Genomic DNA, 23,331 nt, shown 5'->3' with positions numbered 1-23,331 from the left:
AATTTATGGTTGTAGTGGGTTATATTTTTTCGATCTCGACCAGATTAGTGTGCTGCGGGTTTCCCTTCGCCAGTGGTGAAGGGCGCAGAGTGGTTAGCGTATTCACACAGCCGCCATGGTCGATTTTATCGCCAGACATATTGGCCTCGTGCCAGGCTCCCTGGCCCATAGCGCTAACTCCAGGGAGAATACGTGGTGTCACTTTGGCTGGTAGCCGAACTTCGCCACGATGGTTAAACACCCGCACCATATCGCCGTTGGCAATCCCACGTTTCTGCGCATCTATAGGGTTGATCCACACCTCCTGACGGCAGGCTGCTTTCAGGACATCAATGTTGCCGTAGGTCGAGTGAGTACGGGATTTGTAATGGAAACCAAACAGTTGCAGTGGGAAGGTTCTACGTTCAGGGGAGTCCCAGCCTTCAAAGGTAGAGGCATAAACTGGCAGTGGGCTTATCACTTCATCTTTTTCCAGTTCCCAGGTACGGGCAATTTCCGCCAGCTTGCTGGAATAAATTTCAATCTTACCGGAAGGTGTTTTAAGTGGATTTGCCTCGGGGTCGTCACGAAATGCTTTGTAGGCGACAAAATGACCATTGGGATCTTTACGCTTATAGATACCCATTTTTTTCAGTTCGTCGTAAGACGGTAACGCCGGATCTTTGGCAAGCATTTTGGCGTACAGATGTTGTAACCATTGTTCCTGCGTGCGACCTTCAGTGAACTTTTGATAGACGTCAGGTCCAAGACGTTTCGCGACTTCACTCAGGATCCAGTAAATCGGTTTACGTTCGAATTTTTCGCTGGTGACTGGCTGGAGGAAAATGAGATATCCCATGTTACCGGCGTAGTCGTTAGGAATAATATCTTCCTGCTCAACGGTCATCAGGTCTGGCAGCAGAATGTCGGCATATTTTGCCGATGAGGTCATAAAGTTTTCGATGACCACAATCATTTCGCATTTCGATTCGTCTTGCAGAATTTCATGCGTTTTGTTGATGTCAGAATGCTGATTAACGAGGGTATTTCCCGCGTAGTTCCAGATGAACTTAATGGGCACATCCAGTTTATCTTTGCCGCGGACGCCGTCGCGGATTGCCGTCATTTGCGGACCATGATCGATAGCATCTGTCCAGCTGAAGCAGGAGATTGACGTTTTGACCGGATTATCCAGCACCGGCAGGCGTTCTATGGTAATGGTATAGGTCGATTCACGCGCGCCACTATTTCCGCCGCTGATGCCGACATTGCCCGTCAAAATAGGTAACATAGCAATAGCGCGTGCAGTCAGTTCGCCGTTTGCCTGGCGTTGCGGCCCCCAGCCCTGGCAGATATAAGCGGGTTTTGCTGTGCCAATTTCACGCGCCAGTTTGATGATACGGTCTACCGGGATACCGGTAATTTGCGAAGCCCACTGCGGCGTTTTCGCTGTGTTATCATCACCTTCACCAAGAATATAGGCTTTATAGTGACCATTTTTGGGTGCATCTGCGGGTAAGGTTTTTTCGTCATAGCCGACGCAGTATTTATCGAGAAAAGGTTGATCAACGAGATTTTCGTTAATCAATACCCAGGCAATACCCGCAACCAGCGCGGCATCGGTGCCCGGGCGAATAGGGAGCCATTCATCTTCACGACCAGCAGCCGTATCGGTATATCGCGGATCGATAACAATCATTTTGGCGTTCGATTTCTCGCGCGCTTTTTCAAGAAGATAAGTGATGCCACCGCCGCTCATGCGGGTTTCTGCCGGGTTGTTACCAAACATCACGACCAGCTTGCTGTTTTCAATATCCGTGGTGCTGTTGCCATCATTACTGCCGTAGGTGTAGGGCATGGCACAGGAAATTTGCGCGGTGCTGTAGGAGCCATACTGATTGAGTGAACCGCCGTAGCAGTTCATCAGGCGTTTGACCGCCGAGGCTGATGGCGAAGAGCGGGTCATATTGCCGCCAACGATCCCCGAAGAGTACTGAATATATACAGCCTCATTGCCATATTGTTCGACGGTTTTTTTCAGGCTACTGGCGATAGTATCCAGGGCTTCATCCCAGCTAATCCGTTCGAATTTGCCTTCACCGCGTTTACCCACGCGTTTCATTGGGTAATTCAAGCGATCGGGATGATTAATACGCCGGCGGATGGAGCGACCGCGCAAACAGGCGCGTACCTGATGGTTGCCGTACTCATCGCTGCCGGTATTGTCAGTTTCCACCCAGGTCACTTCATTATCTTTAACATGTAGACGAAGTGCACAGCGGCTACCACAGTTGACGGAACAGGCACCCCAGACCACTTTTTCGCGGGCCTGTTGTACCGCTGCTGCTGCACTGCGCAGGGTAAACGGCAAAGAAAAACCGCCTGCAGCCAGCGCCAGAGAACCTATCGCGGTAGATTTAACGAGTGTTCTGCGGCTGATGCCCACCATTCGTTCATTTTTGGACATAACTCACTCCCTGTTCTTTATCGTTATATAAAAGTTTATATATTGAATATTTAGCGCGCTAACAATAGAGGGAGTCTACCCATTTTGGGTTAAGAATTATTAATCCATATCAATAGAAGGGTATGAGTAATAAGGTGGGATTATGTTGTATGTTCAAATCGCCGGATGTGTCGTATCCGGCGTTCAGTCGATAATGTATTACTGCGGTTCGGCAGGCGCGCCATCCTGGGTAGACTGCGCGGGAGCAGAGACGTTACCGCTGGTGGTGCGGGTGTAGAGAATTTTATGCGTATCATTAGCACAATGCCCGACGACCTGGGAATCAGGCTGATCAACCTGGTCATTGGGTACAATACTTAACGTGAAGCTGCTTTCGGGTACGCCATTATTGATAATGCGCTGTGATATATCGCTCTGTATGCGCTCACAGGATCCCGGCGCGGCGAGTACCGCGGGTGAGGCGAGGGCGAGCAGAAGCGCGGCACAGCAGGCTGAGAGTTTCATCATAAGCTCCTTACGCGAAGATAACTTCTTTAAGCATAGCATTTAACGTGTAAAGTACTGTATTTGCTACTATGATTGAGAATCATCTCTACTCTCTGGTGACTGTTGTGAAATACAAATTACTACCATGCTTACTCGCGATATTCCTCACAGGATGTGACCGCACAGAGGTAACACTTTCATTTACCCCTGAGATGGCCAGTTTCTCTAATGAATTCGATTTTGATCCGCTGCGTGGTCCGGTAAAAGATTTCACTCAGACATTAATGGATGAGCAAGGTGAAGTGACGAAACGTGTTTCTGGGACTTTGTCGGAAGAAGGCTGTTTTGATTCACTCGAATTACTGGATCTGGAAAATAATACCGTGGTCGCTCTGGTACTGGACGCCAATTATTACCGTGATGCCGAGACGCTGGAGAAGAGAGTACGTTTACAGGGAAAATGCCAGCTAGCAGAATTACCTTCTGCCGGGGTGAGTTGGGAAACCGATGATAATGGCTTCGTGATTAAAGCCAGCAGCAAACAAATGCAGATGGAATATCGCTATGATGATCAGGGTTATCCGCTGGGTAAAACCACGAAAAGTAACGACAAAACATTATCTGTCAGCGCCACGCCATCAACGGATCCGATCAAAAAATTAGATTACACAGCGGTTACTTTACTGAATAATCAACGGGTTGGTAATGTAAAACAGAGCTGTGAATATGACAGTCACGCTAATCCGGTGGACTGTCAGCTAATCATTGTTGATGAAGGAGTAAAACCCGCCGTCGAACGGGTTTACACCATCAAAAATACGATCGATTATTATTAATGCTATTGTGCGGTCGGCTTCAGGAGAGTCTGACCCGGTGTTTTGTGCTCTGCCAGATACTGATGCTGGAATATACACATGCGAATGGCATTACGATATTGACCATTAATAAAGAACTCGTGCATCAATTCACCTTCAACCGAAAAGCCAAGCTTGCGGTAAATGTGAATCGCTTTTTCATTCTCTTTATCAACGATCAGATACAGCTTATAGAGATTGAGAACGGTAAAGCCATAGTCCATTGCTAATTTGGCGGCACGGGTTGCCAGACCTTTCCCCTGATACTCCGGGGAGATAATTATCTGAAATTCTGCGCGGCGATGAACATGGTTAATTTCCACCAGCTCCACCAGACCGGCTTTTTCGCCGTCACATTCCACCACAAAGCGCCGTTCGCTCTGATCGTGAATATGCTTATCATACAGATCAGAGAGTTCAACAAAGGCTTCGTAGGGTTCCTCAAACCAGTAACGCATCACACTGGCGTTGTTGTCGAGTTGATGTACATAGCGTAAATCTTCACGCTCCAGCGGGCGTAGCTTAACACTGTGGGCGCTTGGCATAACGTGTCCTTACATTCCTTAAATCAATAACAGGTTAGGGGGTAATAACGCGGCCAGTTCGACGGTCCAGGCAGCGCAAAGTATTGGGCTCCCAGTAGGCATTGATGTTGGCGCTTTGCTCACATTTATCGCGGTTATCAAAAGCGGCGTCGGCTTTATCCCACTCTTTTTCAGTGCGTTTATTCACTTTCTGGCGCAGATTGCGCGTGTCATTCCATTGCTCTTTTTCCATAGCGGCGTGCTGGCGGCTTTGTGCACTGTCGCCAGACTCAATCACCAGTTTGTTAGTTTCGGCATGAACAGTTGTGCTCAATGCCAGTGCGCAAGGCAGCAGAATAGCGAGCAGGCCGATTCGTTTGCTGAGAGTGATTTTCATAATTCATTCCCTGTATGAATGATTAAAGGTGATTCTACACCATCCACTGCGGACGCAAAACGTACCAGGAGGGTGTTTATATTGATGATATTATGTCGCCCTATAACTATACATGATGTCAATAAGAGACAAAGATGATTAAAACAACGTTACTATTTTTTGCTACTGCGCTGTGTGAAATTATTGGATGCTTTCTGCCCTGGTTGTGGTTAAAACGAAACGCCAGTATCTGGCTGTTGCTTCCGGCGGGGATTTCACTGGCGCTGTTTGTCTGGTTGTTAACGTTGCATCCAGCGGCGAGTGGGCGTGTTTACGCGGCTTATGGTGGCGTTTATGTCTGCACGGCGTTGATGTGGCTGCGCGTTGTGGATGGCGTGAAACTGACTCTTTATGACTGGACGGGTGCGTTGATTGCGCTTTGCGGCATGTTGATCATTGTTGCGGGCTGGGGGCGCACGTAGGAACATAAATCCATTTTATCAATAAGATAAGAGGAAGTGTCAGCTGACAAAAGGTATTCTATTTCATCTTTTGTCAACCATTCACAGCGCAAATATACGCCTTTTTTTGTGATCACTCCGGCTTTTTTCGATCTTTATACTTGTATGGTAGTAGCTCAGTTGCGTAGATTTCATGCATCACGACAAGCGATGCAAGGAATCGAACATGAAGATCGTAAAGGCTGAAGTTTTTGTTACCTGTCCGGGGCGTAATTTCGTCACATTAAAAATCACCACTGAGGACGGTATTACGGGCCTTGGGGATGCCACCCTCAATGGACGTGAGCTTTCCGTGGCCTCTTATTTGCAGGATCACCTTTGTCCGCAGCTTATTGGTCGCGATGCGCACCGTATCGAAGATATCTGGCAGTTTTTCTATAAAGGTGCTTACTGGCGTCGCGGTCCGGTTACGATGTCGGCCATTTCAGCGGTTGATATGGCGCTGTGGGATATTAAAGCCAAAGCTGCCAACATGCCGCTTTACCAGTTACTCGGCGGCGCGTCTCGTGAAGGGGTGATGGTTTATTGCCATACCACCGGTCACAGTATTGATGAAGCTCTGGATGATTATGCCCGTCATCAGGAGCTGGGATTCAAAGCCATCCGCGTGCAGTGCGGAATCCCTGGTATGAAAACCACCTACGGCATGTCGAAAGGTAAAGGTCTGGCTTATGAACCCGCAACCAAAGGACAGTGGCCGGAAGAGCAGCTGTGGTCGACGGAGAAATACCTCGATTTCATGCCGAAATTGCTTGACGCGGTACGTAACAAGTTTGGTTTTAATGAACATTTGCTGCATGACATGCACCATCGCTTAACGCCTATTGAAGCGGCGCGCTTTGGTAAAAGCATTGAAGATTATCGCATGTTCTGGATGGAAGACCCGACGCCTGCAGAAAACCAGGAATGCTTCCGTCTCATTCGCCAACATACCGTCACACCCATCGCAGTGGGTGAAGTCTTCAACAGCATCTGGGACTGCAAACAACTGATTGAAGAGCAACTCATCGATTATATCCGCACCACGCTGACCCATGCAGGCGGAATTACCGGTATGCGCCGGATTGCCGATTTTGCTTCGCTGTATCAGGTACGTACTGGCTCACACGGTCCTTCCGATTTGTCACCAGTCTGCATGGCTGCGGCGCTGCACTTTGATCTGTGGGTCCCCAATTTCGGTGTCCAGGAGTACATGGGTTATTCCGAACAAATGCTCGAAGTCTTCCCGCACAACTGGACTTTCGATAACGGCTATATGCATCCGGGAGACAAACCGGGTCTTGGCATCGAATTCGATGAAAAGCTGGCGGCGAAATATCCCTATGAACCTGCTTATCTGCCAGTCGCACGTCTGGAAGATGGCACGCTGTGGAACTGGTAAGGAGTAAGGTAATGAAAAGCATTTTAATTGAAAAACCGAATCAACTGTCGATTATCGAACGTGAAATACCCACCCCGTCAGCGGGTGAAGTACGAGTAAAAGTGAAACTTGCCGGAATTTGTGGTTCAGATAGCCATATTTACCGTGGGCATAATCCTTTTGCGAAATATCCGCGCGTCATTGGTCATGAATTCTTTGGCGTCATTGATGCGGTGGGTGAAGGTGTGGAAAGCGCCAGAGTCGGTGAACGCGTTGCTGTCGATCCGGTGGTCAGCTGTGGGCATTGCTATCCGTGCTCTATAGGTAAGCCGAACGTTTGTACGACACTTGCTGTATTAGGTGTGCACGCTGACGGTGGTTTCAGTGAATATGCCGTGGTTCCGGCAAAAAATGCGTGGAAAATTCCTGAAGCAGTGGCCGATCAATATGCGGTAATGATCGAACCTTTTACCATTGCGGCTAACGTTACCGGTCATGGTCAACCGACTGAAAATGATACCGTTCTGGTTTATGGTGCCGGTCCAATCGGCCTGACGATCGTTCAGGTATTAAAAGGCGTCTATAACGTTAAAAATGTGATTGTTGCCGATCGCATTGATGAACGACTGGAAAAAGCGAAAGAGAGCGGGGCAGACTGGGCGATTAATAACAGCCAGACACCGCTTGGCGAGATTTTCACTGAAAAAGGCATCAAGCCGACATTAATTATCGATGCGGCTTGTCATCCTTCTATCCTGAAAGAGGCCGTAACGCTGGCTTCTCCAGCGGCACGTATTGTATTGATGGGCTTCTCCAGTGAACCGTCTGAAGTGATTCAGCAAGGAATTACCGGAAAAGAACTCTCTATTTTCTCTTCACGCTTAAATGCAAATAAATTCCCGGTCGTTATCGACTGGTTAAGTAAAGGGTTAATTAAACCAGAAAAATTAATTACCCATACGTTTGATTTCCAGCATGTTGCTGATGCCATTAGTTTATTTGAACAGGATCAAAAACATTGCTGCAAAGTCTTACTCACTTTTTCTGAATAATACCAATAACGGCGAGTAAGTAGTACGCATCTTACCTCTTTTTTAGAGATAACCATTATGACAATAGAAAAACACGAAAGAAGCACTAAGGATTTGGTGAAAGCAGCAGTATCGGGATGGCTGGGCACTGCGCTTGAATTTATGGATTTCAAGAGTCATACGTGTCAACTATTTGATAAATATTAAATTAATTTTTCATTGCTTCGTTATGGGGCATGGTTGGGGCAAACTCGCTTAACTGTGTATTTAACAAAGCTACCTGTGCATTATTGTTTTCAGACATCCATTTTCCGTATACCTGAAATACCATTTGCGCATCTGCATGGCCCATCTGGTTTGCTATAAATGCCGGGTTAGCACCAGCTGTCAGCGACCAGCAGGCATAAGTATGTCTCGACTGATATGATTTTCGATGGCGGAGTCCGGCACGTTTTATCGCTGCGTCCCACATCTGCCTTATTGAGTCAACGGTAAAATGGTCACCATAATTTTTTACTCTCGCTGACACTTCAGGTTGAAAAACAAAGGTGCATTTTTGTTTTTCTGTTCTGCCATACTCTCTGAGGTGAACATCAATGATATGCTCTTTGCTCAGTCTCGTTAATGTCATCTGACTCCGGAGAGCGTCGATTGCTGGCTTAATAAGATGAATGACCCGATTGGTTCCTGCCTGTGTTTTTGGTACCGTGAAACGGTCTTTTGCTAAATTTCTCCTGATCATCATTGTTCCATTTTTCAGATCTATGTCCTCCCATCCAAGTGCACACAGCTCACCAGGGCGAACGCCAGTATAAACAGAAACACACCATAAATTTTTTGCTTGCTGATTTCTGCACGCATCGATAAGACGGATAAATTCCTCCCGCGAAAGAGGATCCGGAATGCTTCTTGATTCCTTTAATGGCGAGATCCCCTTAAACGGATTATCTGCCAGGTAACCGTTATCAACACCAAACTGGAACACGGCGTTAAGATTTGTCATGTAATTATTTACAGTTACAGCCGATCTCCCTGGTTGTGTAACAATATAGTTACTTTTGGGGATCTGGTATCCAGTCAGTAGCTCTTTACGAACCTCCAGTAATTTTTCTTTATTAATCGATGAGGCAAGATTTTTTTCACCGATTATGCTCAGGATATTTTTGATGACGGCACGGTATGTGTTGAGTGATGTTTTGGCGACTTCAGTTTCTTTCAGTGCCAGAAATTTTTCAGCCAGTTCTTTTATGGTTAAATCTTGTCGGGCCTCACCAAATTTTTCCAGATTGCGTGAGGAGGGAAACTGTTTTGCATAGTCGAAAACACCAGTTTTTATTGCGTAACAAACAGAGGCGCGTAGTTCACCTGCAACGCGCCTGTTTTTTGCTGTGTCAGGAACCCCCAGATTTTCCCTGACTCTTACGCCTTTATAAACAAACCAGATACGTAATTTCCCTCCATGGTTTTCCACGCCTGTCGGATATTTCATTTCAACTTCTCTCATTAGTTAGTGTGGCTTTTAGTCAAGTAAGATGACGTCTTGGTCTCGCTGATGCCTGGCGCTCAATCCAGCGATCAATTTCTTCTAGGTTGTAAAAGCATGGACTGTTATCCCATGGCATACCGTCATGAGCGACATGCTTATATTCCCTTCCTTCCATAAACGATTTTTCCCGGGCCTTTTTTAACGTACCTTTTTTTATTCCTTTCAGCGCAATTAACTGCTCTTCGGATACCCATTTGCCGGGAGAGACAATCATGATTACTTCGCTCATCGATTTCTTTATCTCTTACATCAGACGAGCGCCGGTTGCAGAATACCAGTCACAACCGGCGACAGTTGAACATTAAGAATCAGCCTGACTCGGGATCAGTTTTTGCCAGATAACTGAAACGTATTTTGCCTGGTAACGGGCGTCATCAAGTGCATTATGGCGCTCACCTTCGAATGGAATAGCCGTTCTGGCATCGAAGTCTATGGCTTTCCCCAGCTCAACGATTGTGCGTACATCGCGATCGTTGTAGTAACGCCACGGGCAGGGGATCCCCTGCCGTTCGTATGAACGGCGCAAAATCGTGTTGTCGAAGTTGGCTCCATTTCCCCAAACCTGAACAAAAAATTCACCGGAGTTTTCGTCGATAAATTCTCGCAATTGTAACAGTGCATCATCTAACGGGATTTCATCGGTCATAATGGCAGATTGCGCTTCGCGTGATTGCTTAAGCCACCATTTAATGGTGTCCCGATCAATGACTCCGCCAGCAGTTTCCAGATCGATAGTCTTACTAAATTCCGGTCCCATATCTCCGGTTTGCGGATCGAAAAATATTGCACCTATTGAGATGATCGGGGCATCAGGATTTTTTCCCATGGTTTCAAGGTCGATCATTAGATGGTCACACGTCCTGCTGGTGGATGTGATTCCGTGATGACCGTTCACCTTAATTGGGTGATCTGCCGTCTCGCCAGTTTCATTATCGCTATTGTGATGCTGATTGCCGCCAGTGTTCTCCTTGTGTGGATGTTCAGCGCCTTCCATTTCCTCCGGATCATCTTCCTGAACTTCAACCTGATACTCTTCATCGAATGTTTCTTGGTATGTTGCGTCGCCCATCACCGCGCCACAATCAGGGCAGTTGCCGCCGCCGGTCTGACCGCAGGCGGTGCAGACTTTTTCCACTTCCTGTTGCGCTACTGGTTCAGGCTGTTTCGTTTCTGGCTCGTTTTGTAACGCATTTGGACTGTTTTGTTCCGCTTTTTGGTAGTTCCGTTCCGATTCATGCTGGTTCTGGTTCACAGAATCGCGGGTCTGGAGCCCCTTAACCCATTTCGGATCATTCGGGTCACTAATCCCTTCAACAAATTCACCACGTGATGCAGCAAGCAACTTATCGGCGTCAGGCTGGCTGATATTGGCTGCCTGCATAATTTTGTTTACTTCGTCAGCGGTAACTTTTATCGGCTCTGGTTGTTCTGAATCTTCAGCGGTATCTACATTTTGCGGTAAGCCCGTGTATGTGCCATTTTTTCGGGCAAAATATTCTTCTTTTGTGATTTCAGTGGCGCCAGCAGCCAGTGCCTTATCCAGACCAGAGAGTTTGTTTGCGCGACCGTATTTTTCTCCGTCCTTATCTGCGAAGAGGAAATAGAACGGCCCCTCACGCTCTACAGATGGTTCAGCTTCCGGCGCGGTTTCATTTTTTGGGATATCAGATACCTCAGTTTCCACTGCATCAGTTTGTGTTTCTGATGACTGGAGAACATCAACAGTGCCCAGGTCTGTTTCTTCATTCTCAAACACGCCCTTTGTCGTCAGGTATTCGCAGATATATTTGTTCAGTGCTACGGGATCTTTGTGAATGTCGATCGGACGCTCACGGACAAGGCCAAAAATAGTTTGGCGGTCGTAGCGAAGGGCATCAGGCTGTTTGCGCATTGATGCCGAGATACGCTTCCAGTCTTCGCGGTCGTTGTCGATAACTTCTTTTTTTGCCCAGCGATGGATGCTGCCGTCAATGTTTCCGGCATCCACATCACCAGGCCAGAGAGCGTAGGCCAGTTCGTCATCCAGTGTTTTCCATGTCTGCTTGTATTCGCGATGAATGGCAGCAATGACCGGGCTGATTTTTCCTGTTGAATTTTCAGTGTACTGTTGATTGGCTCTGGCGCGGGCGAGATCAACAACAGACGTGTATTTTCCGGTTTCCTTGCGTTCACCTTCGCGACGTTTTTTCCAGATGCGCATCTCTGCCTGAATTTCGGGCCATTTAGCACCAGGAATACATTTATGCTTAACCCACCCAATGGCGTGCAACTTAAGCTCCGGATACATGGCGTTAACTTCTGGCATTTTCATCAACGCTTCAACGATATGTCCGTCGAATGTTGCCATGTCTTCCTGCAACAATTCCTGTGCGCTAATAACCATATCAACGGTGATGTTTTCACATGTGTCGAACTTAACCATGACAGCGTTCTGTACTTCAGGGGCCAGCTTGTCAAAAGTGACGTTCATCGGATCGGATTCAGTCTCAACCGGGACAAAAGAAGCAGACTCCTCATCCCAGCGGTTTTCCTGCATATATTCAGCATCCCATGAATCGAGGGCAGGGCGGGGTATGCCAGGTTTATCCTCGCAGACAATAAATTTATAAGCGCAGTCCTGAGCAGCCGGATAATGTTCCAGGAATTGCCAGTGAAATTTTGCTCGAGCACGGCGTTCGTCGCCAGCTTCAATGGCTGTGGCTACAGCCACAGCGCCTTCTTCCCTTGTTGCCAGTTCGTCAGGAATAGCGGCGCAAATAAAGACTTTACTCATTTGTTTTAACCTCATGACAGATTTAAGGATGAACAAATCCCTGCCATTGCTGGCATATAAGAATGAAACCGGATATTTATTACGGAACTGTTTTAAAGACCTGCCGGGATTTCGATATTATCCTGGTGAATAACTTTATCGACCGGGTAACAGTTACCGGGAATTTTCTGTTCGGTTGCTGCAGTCATACACTCCTGCATTGTCCTGTGAACACTGACTGCAATATCAACTGGCTCTCCGGAAACAAGAAAAACTGTCAGAACAAGCACAAATGCTGAATTCATTGTGCACATCCTTTTGGCATCAGACGTAAACGAGCCAGCATTGAAACAATGCATATTTTATTTAATAGCTCCCGTTCTTGTTTTCTCTTGTTAATGGCATCTTCAGTAAATACTGGGTTACTGATAGTGACACCAATTTCAAAACAACCTTCAGACGTATTAACGTTTGGTAATAACGTTTTCATTATCGCGTCCTCAACAATGAATTTTGTGATGCAGTGCCTGGTGCCTCCAGGTGACGTTAACCAGTTAACAATTAACGCCGGATACAGAGAATCCACCCATAACACTGTTTTTGGTTTTAACTGTTCCGCGTGCGCTCAGCCGCATTCACCACATCACAAAATTCACTTTAAAAAGGGCGGCAGAGCAGTCACGGAGTAAAACTGATACCGCCAAACGTCACCAGAAAATTGATAACAGAGGGCGTTGCAGCGGGGTTGTCACTTAAGCGTATGGTCAACCTGACAACCCGGTGTCCTCAACGGGGAAGGAATAACCCCGCCATACTTACCGCCGCGCCATTTCGCGGGTTGCCACAACCGGAAGCGCACGGTCGACGAAAATTTAACGACAGGCTATCTATGAACCAGCTACCTCGCCGTGCGCTTTCGCGTTATGGTCTGACTTTTCAGGGAAATATCCTTTCAGTAAACTGTCAGTTCCGGATGCGCACCCGTGTCCGGCGCACGCACTCCACCTCACCCGTGGAGAACTCCTTAATTACTAACCTTAGCTTTGTTGATTAGCTACTAACGCGGGTATGTAATCATTCTGGCAATGCTTAATGCCGCTGCTTTTTCCAGATTGGTGATATCCTGCTCCAGAGCGGACAGATTTTCAGCCTGCTTAGCCCTGGCTTCATTAGCCCATTTCAGATCCTGCGCTGCATTAATTTTCTGGCGCATCCACTCATAAAGTTCATCATCGGTATAGTCTGGCGCGATGATGACGGGTTCTCGTTTCTGCATACTGATTCCTCGCGGTGCTGTTTCGCTTATCAGCCGTTAGATTTTGCCGAACTGGAAAGCGCCTGTTTAAACTCACTGAAGCTGAGAGCTTCTTCGCCTTCGGCAAGGCCTTCGAAGTATTCTTCGTAAGCCTTTTCCATGATTGTGTCGAAATCCATATCACTCACCTGAGTTTCTTTCCAGCCAGCGACGGGCACCATTTTCGGTTTTAAACGTTTTGCTTTTGGTATACGTCATTGCGGTGAACGTGCCGTCCTGGTTTGGAAACACGCCGTACACCAGAGATTCGTTGTTGCCAAGATCGATAGTATCCATGCTGACCTCATTTCCCCTTAACGCTGGGGTAGCGGAACTGTTTGCGGAGAACACCGTGCGGTGTGTTGATGGAGGTAATTTAGTTTTCTCATTATTTTTCGTCAAGGTTTTTTGATGAGAAAACTCAAGTGTTGGCGCAAGATAAAGCCAATACATTGAAATGTAAGGCTTTAAAATTTTGTGAAGGGATGATTATTGATGCTTGTTGCGTTTGCGAGCCTCTAATAGCTCGGTGAACAGGCGATTAAAATTCTCAACGCGGGCGCGGAGTTCGCTGAGTTGTGCTTGTTGCTCTGATTTAGGAAGTGCGCGATACAAACGCAGCATCTCTAACTCATCTTCCGATAAGTCTAGGGTACTATCGAGTGAAACAGGGGGAGCTGGTGTTTTGTCCTCGTCGCCAAACAGTATCCAGGTTGGTGAACATTGCAATACCTCGGCGAGGCGATGCAAATTTTGCCCGCGCGGGGCTGTATGGTCACTTTCCCATAATGAAATTGATGAGCCAGATACGCCAGCAGCTTTGCTTAAACCGTTTTGACTTAAGCCTACCTGCTTACGTCTTTCTCTAATGCGTTGACCTAAAGTTTTCTCGTTCATATTTAGATATCTTAATAATCCTTGACTTGAGATTCCTTGAGTGATTAGCATTGAGAAAACTCAATATTGGAGGTGCGATGTTTAAATCAGACGTAATTAATTTTTACGGTACGAAAGCCAAAGTAGCGAAAGCTGCTGGCGTTGACCCATCTGCTGTTTCTCAATGGCAAGAGCTAGTTCCTGAAGGTCGCGCGATGCGTCTACAGGAGGCATCTGGCGGCGAGCTTCTGTATGATCCCAAGGTTTATGACGAATATCGTAAGACGAAGCGGGCGGGGCGGTTGAACAATGAAAATCACTCCTGAACAGGCTCGTGAGGCTCTGGATGCCTGGATATGTCGACCAGGAATGACACAGGAGCAGGCGACGATATTAATCACTGAAGCATTCTGGGCTTTGAAAGAGCGCCCGAACATCGATGTTCAGCGTGTCACAGATGAAGGTGGCGCGGTTGATCAGCGAGCGCTTGGCGTTAATCGAGTGAAGATATTCGAACGCTGGAAGGCTATCGACACCAGGGATAAGCGTGAAAAGTTCACGGCGCTAGTGCCTGCAATTATGGAGGCTATCCGGATTAATGATTTCAGGTTGTATCGTGAAATTAGTGACGGAAAAAGCATCACGTACATGATCGCCGGGTTAAACAAAGAATATGGCGATGTGGTGGAGTCCGGACTGCTTTTTGCTGATCCTGCCGTAGTGGATCGTGAAACTGACGAACTTATAGAAAAAGCAATTGCTTTCAAACTTGCGTATCGACAGCAATACCAACAAAAAGCTGGATGGAATTATGAGCCTTCTTTTTGCTGAACGCCCACTGGTTATAAACACACAGCTTGCGATGAAGATTGGCTTAAATGAAGCCATTGTGTTGCAGCAGTTGCATTACTGGTTGAGAGATACCAATTCCGGCATGGAATGTGATGGTGTTCGCTGGATTTACAACACAACGGAACAATGGCTGGAACAGTTCCCATTCTGGTCAGAGTCAACGTTAAAGCGCGCGTTTGCAAGTCTGAAAACGCTGGGGCTCTTGCGTTGTGAAAAGCTCAATAAATCAAAGCGCGATATGACCAATTTCTACACGATTAACTATGGGAGCGAGCTTTTAGATGATGGCAAATTGAGCGAATCCATCGGTTCAAAATGCGCCGCTCCATCAGGTCAAAATGACACGATGGAAGAGGTCAAAATGAAACGCTCCATTGGTTCAAAACGACCCAATGTCATCGGGTCAAAATGGCCCGATGATCCTACAGAGAATACAACAGAGATTACTACAGAGAATAAAAACACTTTTCGTCCGGAAGCTTCGCAACCGGACCCGCAGACGGCTGAACAGGATTTTTTAATCTGGCACCCTGGCGCAGTTGTGTTTAGTGCGAAAAAACGCCAGTGGGGTAGCCAGGAGGATCTGGCGTGTGCGCAGTGGATATGGGGGCGGATCGTGGGTCTCTACGAACAGGCCGCCAGTGATGATGGCGAGATCATGCGACCAAAAGAGCCTAACTGGACTGTCTGGGCCAATGATGTGCGCACAATGCGGATGCTGGATGGCAGAAGCCACAGACAAATTTGTGAAATGTTTGGTCGGGTACAGCGGGATCCGTTCTGGGTAAAAAACATCATGAGCCCGTCAAAGCTCCGCGAAAAATGGGACGAACTGGTCATCCGCCTGGGGCGTTCACCTGTACAGCGTTGTGTTAATCATATTTCTGAACCGGATACAGAAATTCCGCCTGGTTTCAGAGGATAAGTTTTGATTTCAGGTCATGAGGTAATTTTAAGGGGGACTTGTGGCAAAAGTTTTTACACAAGAAGAGCGGGAAAAAATTAAAGGGCAGGTGGTGGAACTCGTGCGCCAGAGCGGTCGTGAGACGTTACGGCAACTGGAAGTCAAGACAGGTGCGACAAGATATCTGATGAGCGTTCTCGCAAGAGAGCTGGTTGCCAGCGGCGATGTATACAACTCTGGTTACGGGTTATTCCCGTCTGAACAGGCGCGTAAGGACTGGCAAAATGCCCGTAAAAAGCTCTCAAGGGCAAAGCTGAAGGAACCATCTGCGGTTGATCCGGACCTTATCTGGTCATTACCTGACGGAGAAATACGTCGCTACGACAGGCGTCAGAACATAATCTGTCGCGAGTGCCGGAAGAGTGAAGTTATGCAGCGCATACTAGCATTCTATCAGGGAAATGCTCGATATTTATTGAAGTGATGAGATTAAAGTTTATTAGTTCAGATATTGATTGGCTCTTTTGTGGAGTAGGGTAGAGTTAGTGTGTTTGTCTGCTTGGTGCCAGCAGCGGATATGTTTAACAACAGAAAGCATTCAGCATGGTTAGTGGATTTGCAAAGTGGATTAGGATTTGAGAAACTTTGATGAAGTTGTAAAGCTTGTTTCTATAAAAATAGAAATTTAACTAATAGTTAAACACACCTCCAGCTTCATTGAAAAGGATTATTAGCTATGATTGATCCACTTATTAGAAACTTACAGAGTGATATTGCACTACTCCAGCTTTATATCGCGCAACGCAAACAGGCAGGCTTTCATGACATGGAAAGAATAATTGAGTCATTGACCATCTTTATGTTTCGCGCGCTGAAAATGGGTGAACTGGTAAACATGAATCAGATTAAAGTTAATTTTCCCGCCATTGATTTAGCTGATAATAAAAACATGATAGCAGTTCAAGTTACTACGAATGCAAGTCCAGCAAAAATTAAAAAAACTATCGAATCTTTTGAGGAAGCAAATGAAATAGGAGAGAGTCTGAAAGATAAATACTCTACTTTATATATTTTTGGTTTTTGTAAAGCCTCAAGATACCTAACTCCAAGTTATTGTAAAATAATCGACCCCAGCTATTTCGTGAATGAACTTTGCGATAAAGCAGATGAAGATATGGTCCAGGATATGATTGACGCCATTCGACGCCATCATGATTATACATCATTACATCCATGGAGTGATAAAGATTCACTCGAAATTATACTCAATATTATTAATCGCAATGCAATAAAACATCGGATGAGTTGCGAAGGCAGTCTGTCTGATATGCTCACTGGTTTAAAAGAAATTAATGAAGTAATTACAAAAGGAACAATTCAACGTAAGCAACGTTCAAAATCGATATCTGACTTCAAAGATCAAAGCATGGTGAAATTTATGAGAGGTGTAATGGATGATTTGTCTGTTATTCAAGCCATAGTGAACAAATCTAAAGTTAACCAAGGTGATATGGTTTATATAAGCCATGAAGATATGATTAATATTGATAAATTAAAAGCTAAAATAGCAAGTGATTCATCAGAGATTGCAAGGCTAAATAATATTGATATAACACTAAATGTTGTTGATTTATAATTGTCGATTTAGCAAAACAGAGAATGCTTTGAAAGTTTCACCGAGAAATATTTATTGTGAACCTCCTTATTGTTTATCGACTTTTACTCTCCGCTCATTGCAGTACTGTCGGAGAAGGCTACTATGTACAAGAAGCAGCTAACATAAGCGAGCATCACTATTGATATTAGGAAGAGTATATAAAAACTTCATGCTGAACCTTACAAAAGTAGGTAAACCGGCAATGGCCTAAGTGGCAGGGTCATGTTGATCCGGCACTGCCGAGCTAATAATTAACAAGCAAATCACTCTTTCTAATAATTTGTTGAAATAAACTAAATATGTATATGTTTACCAACAACCACATATGAACTACCTGCTTTGCTCCATGATTTTATTATTTCTAAATTATTATCTGAGCATATTTTACTTACAGTATCCACATCTAATAAACCATAGTAGAAAGCATTACGAGAGTTTTGGTATATATACCCATGCAAATGTTTAATACCGCTCTCGTACCTCTTGAAATAAGAACTTTTGTATTGATTGACAATCAGTGCTTCACCATCACTCTTTAATAATTCTCTAATCGCACTGAGGACTTTGTGAATTGTGGATTCACATGGAATTGCGGAAAGCACGTTTGCGCAAAGTATGAAATCATAATGATTTGTTATTTTATCTATATTTTCATAAGAAACAATATTAGCATTCTTATAGTTATTTATCACGTAATCTGGAATCGTGGTTTGTACACCTCTGATAATTTGCACTCTTTCTAGTTGTCTTCTGGAATCTAAAAATGTCACAGTTTCAAATTTATTTACTAATTGTTCTGAATATCTAAGTTTTCCACATCCAAAATCAAGGGCATTGCCATTTTTATTAGTGCTTTCAATCTGTTTACAGAGATAGTTAGATGGCATAGTGTGCGGTTTCGCTGCATTTTCTGAACGTATGTTTATTCCATTTATTTTGTAATTCAAAATCAACCTCGTTTAAAAAATATTGTTATTGTTAAAGAATTCTTTTATTTTGCTATCAGGTATTTGTCTTACTTGGCTTTCTGTTCTTGGTTTAACTGATGCTATGAAAATAAGGAAGTCAAATGCGACAAGAGAAATAATCCACAACCAAAGATTAATTAAAGAGCCAGTAACAGAGAATATATTTGTTAATTTGGCGATACTTATTATTAAAATAGTAACAAATGCGATTACTGTATGTTCAAAGAAAACCCAAAAGTAATAAACTTTGTTCCAGAAAAGTTCAACGTAATGTTTGTCTTTTAACTCTTTAACTTCTGGGTAATACAGTTTACTCATTACCTTGTGAGATTCATCAGTAGTTAATTTTCTCGTAACGCCTGCAATTTTTGCTAATGGTTTAATAATTAAATGACTATCCCACATCTTCCTTATTCCAATAATTTTTGCTACATTATTATGTAGATCTAAAGCTCCACTAATTACTGACCAAAAAACTGAAGATGCAATTGGTAATATGCCAAAGGTTAATATCCATTTAATAAATTCCTCGTAGTCTTTAACGGGGGGGATATACTTGGCATTAATGCCAACCAATGGCATGTAGCCATAAATGACTAATGATAGGTAAAATATAAATGTAGTAATAAAAGTCGCCTTATGGAGCATAGGCAACATTTCATTATAACTCTTTGGTGGTTCTAACATTTTACTCTCCAAACATTCAAAAAAAAGCTAATCTTCTATAATAACGAAATTCAGCTGGCACAATTAAAGATTAATTGCCACCAATTTCTTGATTTTATAATTTTATCTAAATGTTTTTGATTAATCTAGTCCTAAAAGAAACCTACTGCATAAATATTTATGCTGATGACCCACTCCCTGTTCGTTAACACATAGCAACGTTAGTAATGCATCCTAAGTGATCAATATTTTTGCTAGCTTCATCTGCTCGCTCAAAGGGAACTATAATGTTGGCTTGCGTGTGACTTGGCATGTTTAAAGAAGTGCTGGTGGTGACTGGTTGCTGTTTTCCATTTCCACAGAACAAAATCATAGAAACTATACCCAGTAGTTGTATTGAATCACTGACGAGACAGCCTCATATTTATCAGGACTGGTGTACGTCCAATACAGGAGGTTGTGGTGCTGGTTCTCAAATGTGCGCTGGCTATTGCTGCTGTAATGGCAATTTATTGTCTTGCTGTTGTTCTTATGGATCACCTTTCTGATTGATTTCATATTGGCGAGGTAACGGTAGTTAAGTAGAATTGCTGCGGGTGCTTGAGGCTATCTGCCTCGGGCATCAACACCAAAGGCAGATAGAGAAAAGCCCCAGTTAACATTACGCGTCCGGCAAGACGCTTAACATTAATCTGAGGCCATATCTATGCTCTACACACGTAGGTTAGCCTCTTACGTGCCGAAAGGCAAGGAGAAGCAGGCTATGAAGCAGCAAAAGGCGATGCTAATCGCCCTGATCGTCATCTGTTTAACCGTCATAGTGACGGCACTGGTAACGAGGAAAGACCTCTGCGAGGTACGAATCCGAACCGGTCAGACGGAGGTCGCTGTCTTCACAGCTTACGAACCTGAGGAGTAAGAGACCCGGCGAGGGAGAAATCCCTCGCCACCTCTGATGTGGCAGGCATCCTCAACGCACCCGCACTTAACCCGCTTCGGCGGGTTTTTGTTTTTATTTTCAACGCGTTTGAAGTTCTGGACGGTGCCGGAATAGAATCAAAAATACTTAAGTAGCGCGCAGGGATAAGAGGGATGGTCCCTTAAAGGGGAGAGCTAATTATCCGGAAGGATTCTGATGATGAACATCGAAGAACTGCGTAAAATTTTTTGTGAAGATGGCCTCTATGCTGTGTGCGTTGAAAATGGAAATATTGTTAGTCATTACCGCATTGTGTGTTTGCAAAAAAATGGGGCTGCGTTAATTAATTTTGTGGATGCCCGAGTGACGGACGGATTTATCTTGCGCGACGGTGAGTTTGTCACTTCATTACAGGCATTGAAAGAGATCGGAATAAAAGCTGGCTTTTCTGCTTTTTCAGAAGAATAAACTCATCTACAATCTTGCGCGGGGCTGAACTCCCGCTGAGTAACACCGTGCCACCGGAGAAAACCGATGGCACGCAACGCAAAATATTACAATCATGATAATTCGACCGTTCTTGCCCACACGCACGAGCGGTATTCTCATGCATTTAAGTCAGACTGGTACCAGCATCCCCCATGCACTGAAGAACAGGCCGAATGGCTCATTCAGTGTTACCGCAGGCGCGGATGCGAGGTTAAAAAAGCCCTTAGCCTCGACTACCGTCACTGGATAATCTCCGTCAGGCTCCCTTACTCCGAACGGCCACCGCGTCCGTCCCGCACATTCCAGCAACGTATCTGGAGGTAACGTGCGGGTATTACTTCGACCTGTTCTGGTACCGGAACTCGGGCTGGTGATCGTTAAGCCGGGCCGTGAATCCATGCCGGTATTCCACAATACCCGGGTACTGGTGGAGCCGGAACCGAAAAGCATGCGTAATCTGTCGTCCGGGGTCGTTCCTGCCGTTCGCCAGCCGCTGGCGGAGGATAAATCATTACTGCCATTTTTCAGCGACGAACGAGTGATTCGTGCTGCTGGTGGCGCTGGCGCATTGTCTGACTGGTTACTGCGCCATGTTAAATCCTGCCAGTGGCCACACGGCGATTATCACCACAGTGAAACCGTCATTCACCGTTATGGTACCGGCGCAATGGTGTTGTGCTGGCACTGCGACAACCAGCTGCGCGACCAGACCTCCGAATCACTCGGGCAACTTGCTCACCAAAACCTGTCTGCATGGATGATTGACGTCATACTCCATGCAATGAATGGCTCGCAGGAACGGGAATTATCGCTGGCTGAATTATCCTGGTGGGCGGTCCGCAATCAGGTGGCGGACGCGCTACCGGAAGCGGTATTACGTCGTTCGCTGGGGTTGCGTGCGGAAAAAATCCGCTCAATGTACCGTGAAAGCGACATCGTACCGGGAGAGCAGACCGCCACCAGCATACTGAAGCAGCGCACAAAAAATCTTGCACTGTTGCCTCACGCCCACCAGGAACAACACCCACTACAGGAAAAGACGGTGGTAAGCATTGCCGTTGATCCTGAGTCTCCGGAATCTTTCATGAAACGACCTAAACGTCGCCGCTGGGTTAACGAGAAATACACACGCTGGGTGAAGACACAGCCGTGTGCGTGTTGTGGTAAGCCAGCCGACGATCCCCATCACCTGATTGGTCATGGTCAGGGCGGAATGGGGACAAAATCTCACGATATTTTCACGCTACCGCTGTGTCGGGAGCATCACAACGAGCTTCATGCGGATCCGCTGGCGTTCGAAGAAAAGCATGGTTCTCAGGTTGATTTAATTTTTCGTTTTCTTGATCACGCCTTTGCAACTGGCGTGCTTGGGTAAAAGAGGTGACTGATGCTCATAGATTTGGTTTTACCTTACCCGCCGACGGTGAACACTTACTGGCGACGCCGTGGCAGCACATATTTTATCTCGGAGGAGGGAAAGCGTTATCGCCGGGCTGTGGCGCTTATTGTTCGCCAGCAGCGGCTGAAATTAAGCCTGTCCGGAAGGCTAGCGATAAAGGTGATTGCAGAGCCACCGGATAAGCGTCGTCGCGACCTGGACAATATCCTGAAAGCACCGCTGGATGCGCTGACGCATGCGGGAGTGTTAATGGACGATGAGCAGTTTGATGAAATCAATATCGTTCGTGGTCAGCCAGTATCTGGTGGACGTATGGGGGTGAAGATTTACCCCATAATGCATGAAGAGCAGGTCAAAAAATGAAACTGGAAGATTTACCGAAATACTACTCCCCAAAATCCCCTTGCCTGACCGATGCATCGGCCTCAACGTCAAAAGATGCGCTGAGTATCACTGATGTGATGGCCGCGCAGGGCATGACACAGAATCGGGCTGAGATGGGGTTTTCTGCGTTCCTGGGGAAAATGGGCATCAGTATGAATGACAGGGCGCGGGCAACAGAATTACTGGCAGATTATGCACTCAGTCGGTGCGATCGTGTGGCGGCGTTGAGAAAACTTCCGGCAGAAATAAAACCGTTAGTGATGCGCATTATGGCTTCGTACGCTTTTGAGGATTATGCCCGCAGCGCAGCGAGTAAAAAGCAGTGCCCTTGTTGCTATGGGGAAAAATTTATTGAAAGCGTAGTTTTTACAAACAAGGTCCAGTATCCGGATGGTAAGCCGCCGGTATGGGCAAAGTGTACGAAAGGTGTGTATCCGTCTTACTGGGAAGAATGGAAAAAAGTCAGGGAGGTGGTAAAAGTTGCCTGTCCGGAGTGTGGCGGAAAGGGTGAGGTTTCCACCGTCTGTAAGGATTGCCGTGGGCGTGGTGTCGCCATTCACCGTGAAGAGTCGGTAAAACGTGGTATGCCTGTTATCAGAGACTGCCAGCGTTGTGGTGGTCGTGGCTATGAAAGACTACCATCAACGGAGGCATTTAATGCTATATGCGAGGTGACAAACCAGATAACACGCGCGTCATGGGAAAAAACAGTTAAGAAATTCTATGATGCGCTGGTGACCCGGTTTGATATTGAAGAAGCATGGGCTGAGCGGCAGTTAAAAAAGGTAACTAGGTAACAAGGTTGATTTTTCCGGAATCTGTGGTAAATTCGTCATAACGATGGGCTTTTTATACCTGACGTTAGAAGAGTTTCTACAACCCGCCACCGAGCGGGTTTTTTATTGCGGAATTAATTACGGACCGTTATTATTCTGCTCCCGGTCCTTTAGCTCAGTGGTGAGAGCGAGCGACTCATAATCGCCAGGTCGCTGGTTCAAATCCAGCAAGGGCCACCATCACAAACCGC

Annotated in this window: 30 protein-coding genes and 1 tRNA gene; 16 read left to right on the top strand and 15 right to left on the bottom strand. The window is 45.8% G+C overall.

Annotation, left to right across the window (positions count from 1 at the left end; genetic code table 11):
* Positions 1-19 precede the first annotated feature (19 nt).
* Together ynfE and FTE26_RS02730 are read right to left on the bottom strand one after the other, a co-directional pair.
* Complete coding sequence (ynfE, locus tag FTE26_RS02735) at positions 20-2,446, bottom strand: selenate/tellurate reductase subunit YnfE (RefSeq protein ID WP_000041686.1); 2,427 nt, start codon at positions 2,444-2,446, stop codon at positions 20-22.
* A gap of 198 nt (positions 2,447-2,644) precedes the next feature.
* Entirely contained in the window at positions 2,645-2,950 is a 306-nt protein-coding gene (locus tag FTE26_RS02730; RefSeq protein ID WP_085674489.1) for a DUF1161 domain-containing protein, read from the bottom strand.
* Positions 2,951-3,057: 107 nt separating this feature from the next.
* Between FTE26_RS02730 and FTE26_RS02725 the strand changes: the two genes are divergently transcribed.
* Positions 3,058-3,768 (top strand): YnfC family lipoprotein, encoded by a 711-nt coding sequence (locus FTE26_RS02725; protein WP_001321287.1) that lies wholly within the window; start codon positions 3,058-3,060, stop codon positions 3,766-3,768.
* A 2-nt stretch (positions 3,769-3,770) separates the two neighbouring features.
* Here the strand turns inward: FTE26_RS02725 and speG are convergent, their stop codons facing one another.
* Complete coding sequence (speG, locus tag FTE26_RS02720) at positions 3,771-4,331, bottom strand: spermidine N1-acetyltransferase (RefSeq protein WP_001138581.1); 561 nt, start codon at positions 4,329-4,331, stop codon at positions 3,771-3,773.
* A 34-nt stretch (positions 4,332-4,365) separates the two neighbouring features.
* A complete protein-coding gene (locus FTE26_RS02715) occupies positions 4,366-4,707 on the bottom strand; it encodes a DUF1283 family protein (protein WP_000705211.1) in 342 nt (113 codons plus the stop codon).
* Between the two features lie 134 nt (positions 4,708-4,841).
* On the opposite strand from FTE26_RS02715, the gene FTE26_RS02710 reads away from it, so the two are divergent.
* The 3 genes from FTE26_RS02710 (at position 4,842) to FTE26_RS02700 (ending at position 7,619) form a co-directional block, all read left to right on the top strand.
* A complete protein-coding gene (locus tag FTE26_RS02710; protein WP_000598292.1) occupies positions 4,842-5,168 on the top strand; it encodes a YnfA family protein in 327 nt (108 codons plus the stop codon).
* Positions 5,169-5,373: 205 nt separating this feature from the next.
* A complete protein-coding gene (gene rspA / locus FTE26_RS02705; protein WP_001296944.1) occupies positions 5,374-6,588 on the top strand; it encodes a starvation-sensing protein RspA in 1,215 nt (404 codons plus the stop codon).
* Positions 6,589-6,599: 11 nt separating this feature from the next.
* Complete coding sequence (locus tag FTE26_RS02700; RefSeq protein ID WP_000836082.1) at positions 6,600-7,619, top strand: Zn-dependent oxidoreductase; 1,020 nt, start codon at positions 6,600-6,602, stop codon at positions 7,617-7,619.
* A 187-nt stretch (positions 7,620-7,806) separates the two neighbouring features.
* On the opposite strand, the gene FTE26_RS02695 is transcribed toward FTE26_RS02700, so the two are convergent.
* From FTE26_RS02695 to FTE26_RS02655, 9 genes are all read right to left on the bottom strand, one after another.
* Complete coding sequence (locus FTE26_RS02695; protein ID WP_000876973.1) at positions 7,807-9,087, bottom strand: tyrosine-type recombinase/integrase; 1,281 nt, start codon at positions 9,085-9,087, stop codon at positions 7,807-7,809.
* Between the two features lie 34 nt (positions 9,088-9,121).
* The gene (locus tag FTE26_RS02690) at positions 9,122-9,373 is read right to left on the bottom strand and encodes an excisionase family protein (RefSeq protein WP_000005552.1); all 252 of its coding nucleotides are present in this window, start codon (positions 9,371-9,373) and stop codon (positions 9,122-9,124) included.
* Positions 9,374-9,445: 72 nt separating this feature from the next.
* Entirely contained in the window at positions 9,446-11,917 is a 2,472-nt protein-coding gene (locus FTE26_RS02685) for an exonuclease (protein WP_000048328.1), read from the bottom strand.
* A gap of 92 nt (positions 11,918-12,009) precedes the next feature.
* Positions 12,010-12,201 (bottom strand): lysis protein YdfD, encoded by a 192-nt coding sequence (gene ydfD, locus FTE26_RS02680; protein ID WP_001083297.1) that lies wholly within the window; start codon positions 12,199-12,201, stop codon positions 12,010-12,012.
* Complete coding sequence (dicB, locus tag FTE26_RS02675) at positions 12,198-12,386, bottom strand: cell division inhibition protein DicB (protein ID WP_000854559.1); 189 nt, start codon at positions 12,384-12,386, stop codon at positions 12,198-12,200. The genes ydfD and dicB overlap by 4 nt, the downstream gene beginning before the upstream one ends.
* Positions 12,387-12,953: 567 nt before the next feature.
* Positions 12,954-13,172 carry a protein YdfC gene (gene ydfC / locus FTE26_RS02670; protein ID WP_001171942.1) on the bottom strand — a complete coding sequence of 73 codons (219 nt, stop codon included), beginning with the start codon at positions 13,170-13,172 and terminating at the stop codon, positions 12,954-12,956.
* A 29-nt stretch (positions 13,173-13,201) separates the two neighbouring features.
* The gene (ydfB, locus tag FTE26_RS02665) at positions 13,202-13,330 is read right to left on the bottom strand and encodes a protein YdfB (protein WP_000344964.1); all 129 of its coding nucleotides are present in this window, start codon (positions 13,328-13,330) and stop codon (positions 13,202-13,204) included.
* Position 13,331: 1 nt separating this feature from the next.
* On the bottom strand, positions 13,332-13,487 hold the full coding sequence (locus tag FTE26_RS02660) for a DUF1391 family protein (protein WP_000379575.1): 156 nt from the start codon (positions 13,485-13,487) through the stop codon (positions 13,332-13,334).
* 192 nt (positions 13,488-13,679) lie between these two features.
* Positions 13,680-14,087, bottom strand: a complete 408-nt coding sequence (locus tag FTE26_RS02655) for a helix-turn-helix domain-containing protein (protein WP_001003382.1) — start codon at positions 14,085-14,087, stop codon at positions 13,680-13,682.
* 77 nt (positions 14,088-14,164) lie between these two features.
* On the opposite strand from FTE26_RS02655, the gene FTE26_RS02650 reads away from it, so the two are divergent.
* From FTE26_RS02650 to FTE26_RS02630, 5 genes are all read left to right on the top strand, one after another.
* Positions 14,165-14,392 (top strand): Cro/CI family transcriptional regulator, encoded by a 228-nt coding sequence (locus tag FTE26_RS02650; RefSeq protein WP_000476993.1) that lies wholly within the window; start codon positions 14,165-14,167, stop codon positions 14,390-14,392.
* Positions 14,376-14,897, top strand: a complete 522-nt coding sequence (locus tag FTE26_RS02645; RefSeq protein ID WP_000705349.1) for a toxin YdaT family protein — start codon at positions 14,376-14,378, stop codon at positions 14,895-14,897. The genes FTE26_RS02650 and FTE26_RS02645 overlap by 17 nt, the downstream gene beginning before the upstream one ends.
* Positions 14,878-15,843 (top strand): hypothetical protein, encoded by a 966-nt coding sequence (locus FTE26_RS02640; protein WP_000054489.1) that lies wholly within the window; start codon positions 14,878-14,880, stop codon positions 15,841-15,843. The genes FTE26_RS02645 and FTE26_RS02640 overlap by 20 nt, the downstream gene beginning before the upstream one ends.
* Positions 15,844-15,883: 40 nt before the next feature.
* Positions 15,884-16,306, top strand: coding sequence for a DUF977 family protein (locus FTE26_RS02635; RefSeq protein ID WP_001151218.1), 423 nt, complete (start codon positions 15,884-15,886; stop codon positions 16,304-16,306).
* A gap of 252 nt (positions 16,307-16,558) precedes the next feature.
* Positions 16,559-17,458, top strand: coding sequence for an SMEK domain-containing protein (locus FTE26_RS02630; RefSeq protein WP_000566845.1), 900 nt, complete (start codon positions 16,559-16,561; stop codon positions 17,456-17,458).
* 314 nt (positions 17,459-17,772) lie between these two features.
* On the opposite strand, the gene FTE26_RS02625 is transcribed toward FTE26_RS02630, so the two are convergent.
* Both FTE26_RS02625 and FTE26_RS02620 read right to left on the bottom strand, forming a co-directional pair.
* Positions 17,773-18,426 (bottom strand): class I SAM-dependent methyltransferase, encoded by a 654-nt coding sequence (locus FTE26_RS02625; RefSeq protein ID WP_001373963.1) that lies wholly within the window; start codon positions 18,424-18,426, stop codon positions 17,773-17,775.
* 12 nt (positions 18,427-18,438) lie between these two features.
* On the bottom strand, positions 18,439-19,134 hold the full coding sequence (locus tag FTE26_RS02620; protein WP_000892866.1) for a hypothetical protein: 696 nt from the start codon (positions 19,132-19,134) through the stop codon (positions 18,439-18,441).
* A gap of 742 nt (positions 19,135-19,876) precedes the next feature.
* Between FTE26_RS02620 and hokD the strand changes: the two genes are divergently transcribed.
* The 7 genes from hokD to FTE26_RS02585 all read left to right on the top strand — a co-directional run bounded on the left by hokD (position 19,877) and on the right by FTE26_RS02585 (position 23,320).
* Positions 19,877-20,032 carry a type I toxin-antitoxin system toxin HokD gene (gene hokD, locus FTE26_RS02615; RefSeq protein ID WP_000813254.1) on the top strand — a complete coding sequence of 52 codons (156 nt, stop codon included), beginning with the start codon at positions 19,877-19,879 and terminating at the stop codon, positions 20,030-20,032.
* A 216-nt stretch (positions 20,033-20,248) separates the two neighbouring features.
* The gene (rem, locus tag FTE26_RS02610; protein WP_000980987.1) at positions 20,249-20,500 is read left to right on the top strand and encodes a protein Rem; all 252 of its coding nucleotides are present in this window, start codon (positions 20,249-20,251) and stop codon (positions 20,498-20,500) included.
* Between the two features lie 66 nt (positions 20,501-20,566).
* Complete coding sequence (locus FTE26_RS02605) at positions 20,567-20,845, top strand: hypothetical protein (protein WP_001515373.1); 279 nt, start codon at positions 20,567-20,569, stop codon at positions 20,843-20,845.
* A gap of 1 nt (position 20,846) precedes the next feature.
* Positions 20,847-21,896 (top strand): DUF968 domain-containing protein, encoded by a 1,050-nt coding sequence (locus tag FTE26_RS02600; RefSeq protein ID WP_048237184.1) that lies wholly within the window; start codon positions 20,847-20,849, stop codon positions 21,894-21,896.
* Between the two features lie 12 nt (positions 21,897-21,908).
* On the top strand, positions 21,909-22,283 hold the full coding sequence (locus FTE26_RS02595; RefSeq protein ID WP_000904114.1) for a RusA family crossover junction endodeoxyribonuclease: 375 nt from the start codon (positions 21,909-21,911) through the stop codon (positions 22,281-22,283).
* Entirely contained in the window at positions 22,280-23,101 is an 822-nt protein-coding gene (locus tag FTE26_RS02590) for an antitermination protein (RefSeq protein WP_000762864.1), read from the top strand. The genes FTE26_RS02595 and FTE26_RS02590 overlap by 4 nt, the downstream gene beginning before the upstream one ends.
* 143 nt (positions 23,102-23,244) lie before the next feature.
* Positions 23,245-23,320, top strand: a tRNA-Ile gene (locus FTE26_RS02585).
* Positions 23,321-23,331: the final 11 nt, after the last annotated feature.

It is taken from the genome of Escherichia sp. S10b (assembly GCF_028421345.1).
GTDB lineage: Bacteria > Pseudomonadota > Gammaproteobacteria > Enterobacterales > Enterobacteriaceae > ECMA0423.
The sequence above is the reverse complement of the archived record's forward strand: the minus strand, read 5'-3'. Positions and strand labels throughout refer to the sequence as shown.

Bases quoted from the DNA above. Each gene is read 5' to 3' on its own strand.
- FTE26_RS02645 (WP_000705349.1), top strand. From the start codon at position 14,376: ATGAAAATCACTCCTGAACAGGCTCGTGAGGCTCTGGATGCCTGGATA.
- ydfD (WP_001083297.1), bottom strand. From the start codon at position 12,201: ATGAATTCAGCATTTGTGCTTGTTCTGACAGTTTTTCTTGTTTCCGGA.
- ydfB (WP_000344964.1), bottom strand. From the start codon at position 13,330: ATGGATTTCGACACAATCATGGAAAAGGCTTACGAAGAATACTTCGAA.
- FTE26_RS02660 (WP_000379575.1), bottom strand. From the start codon at position 13,487: ATGGATACTATCGATCTTGGCAACAACGAATCTCTGGTGTACGGCGTG.
- FTE26_RS02630 (WP_000566845.1), top strand. From the start codon at position 16,559: ATGATTGATCCACTTATTAGAAACTTACAGAGTGATATTGCACTACTC.
- dicB (WP_000854559.1), bottom strand. From the start codon at position 12,386: ATGAAAACGTTATTACCAAACGTTAATACGTCTGAAGGTTGTTTTGAA.
- rem (WP_000980987.1), top strand. From the start codon at position 20,249: ATGATGAACATCGAAGAACTGCGTAAAATTTTTTGTGAAGATGGCCTC.
- rspA (WP_001296944.1), top strand. From the start codon at position 5,374: ATGAAGATCGTAAAGGCTGAAGTTTTTGTTACCTGTCCGGGGCGTAAT.
- FTE26_RS02700 (WP_000836082.1), top strand. From the start codon at position 6,600: ATGAAAAGCATTTTAATTGAAAAACCGAATCAACTGTCGATTATCGAA.
- FTE26_RS02695 (WP_000876973.1), bottom strand. From the start codon at position 9,087: ATGAAATATCCGACAGGCGTGGAAAACCATGGAGGGAAATTACGTATC.
- FTE26_RS02640 (WP_000054489.1), top strand. From the start codon at position 14,878: ATGAGCCTTCTTTTTGCTGAACGCCCACTGGTTATAAACACACAGCTT.
- FTE26_RS02655 (WP_001003382.1), bottom strand. From the start codon at position 14,087: ATGAACGAGAAAACTTTAGGTCAACGCATTAGAGAAAGACGTAAGCAG.
- FTE26_RS02605 (WP_001515373.1), top strand. From the start codon at position 20,567: ATGGCACGCAACGCAAAATATTACAATCATGATAATTCGACCGTTCTT.
- FTE26_RS02595 (WP_000904114.1), top strand. From the start codon at position 21,909: ATGCTCATAGATTTGGTTTTACCTTACCCGCCGACGGTGAACACTTAC.
- FTE26_RS02590 (WP_000762864.1), top strand. From the start codon at position 22,280: ATGAAACTGGAAGATTTACCGAAATACTACTCCCCAAAATCCCCTTGC.
- ynfE (WP_000041686.1), bottom strand. From the start codon at position 2,446: ATGTCCAAAAATGAACGAATGGTGGGCATCAGCCGCAGAACACTCGTT.
- FTE26_RS02620 (WP_000892866.1), bottom strand. From the start codon at position 19,134: ATGTTAGAACCACCAAAGAGTTATAATGAAATGTTGCCTATGCTCCAT.
- FTE26_RS02650 (WP_000476993.1), top strand. From the start codon at position 14,165: ATGTTTAAATCAGACGTAATTAATTTTTACGGTACGAAAGCCAAAGTA.
- FTE26_RS02690 (WP_000005552.1), bottom strand. From the start codon at position 9,373: ATGAGCGAAGTAATCATGATTGTCTCTCCCGGCAAATGGGTATCCGAA.
- speG (WP_001138581.1), bottom strand. From the start codon at position 4,331: ATGCCAAGCGCCCACAGTGTTAAGCTACGCCCGCTGGAGCGTGAAGAT.
- FTE26_RS02710 (WP_000598292.1), top strand. From the start codon at position 4,842: ATGATTAAAACAACGTTACTATTTTTTGCTACTGCGCTGTGTGAAATT.
- FTE26_RS02730 (WP_085674489.1), bottom strand. From the start codon at position 2,950: ATGAAACTCTCAGCCTGCTGTGCCGCGCTTCTGCTCGCCCTCGCCTCA.
- ydfC (WP_001171942.1), bottom strand. From the start codon at position 13,172: ATGCAGAAACGAGAACCCGTCATCATCGCGCCAGACTATACCGATGAT.
- FTE26_RS02685 (WP_000048328.1), bottom strand. From the start codon at position 11,917: ATGAGTAAAGTCTTTATTTGCGCCGCTATTCCTGACGAACTGGCAACA.
- hokD (WP_000813254.1), top strand. From the start codon at position 19,877: ATGAAGCAGCAAAAGGCGATGCTAATCGCCCTGATCGTCATCTGTTTA.
- FTE26_RS02715 (WP_000705211.1), bottom strand. From the start codon at position 4,707: ATGAAAATCACTCTCAGCAAACGAATCGGCCTGCTCGCTATTCTGCTG.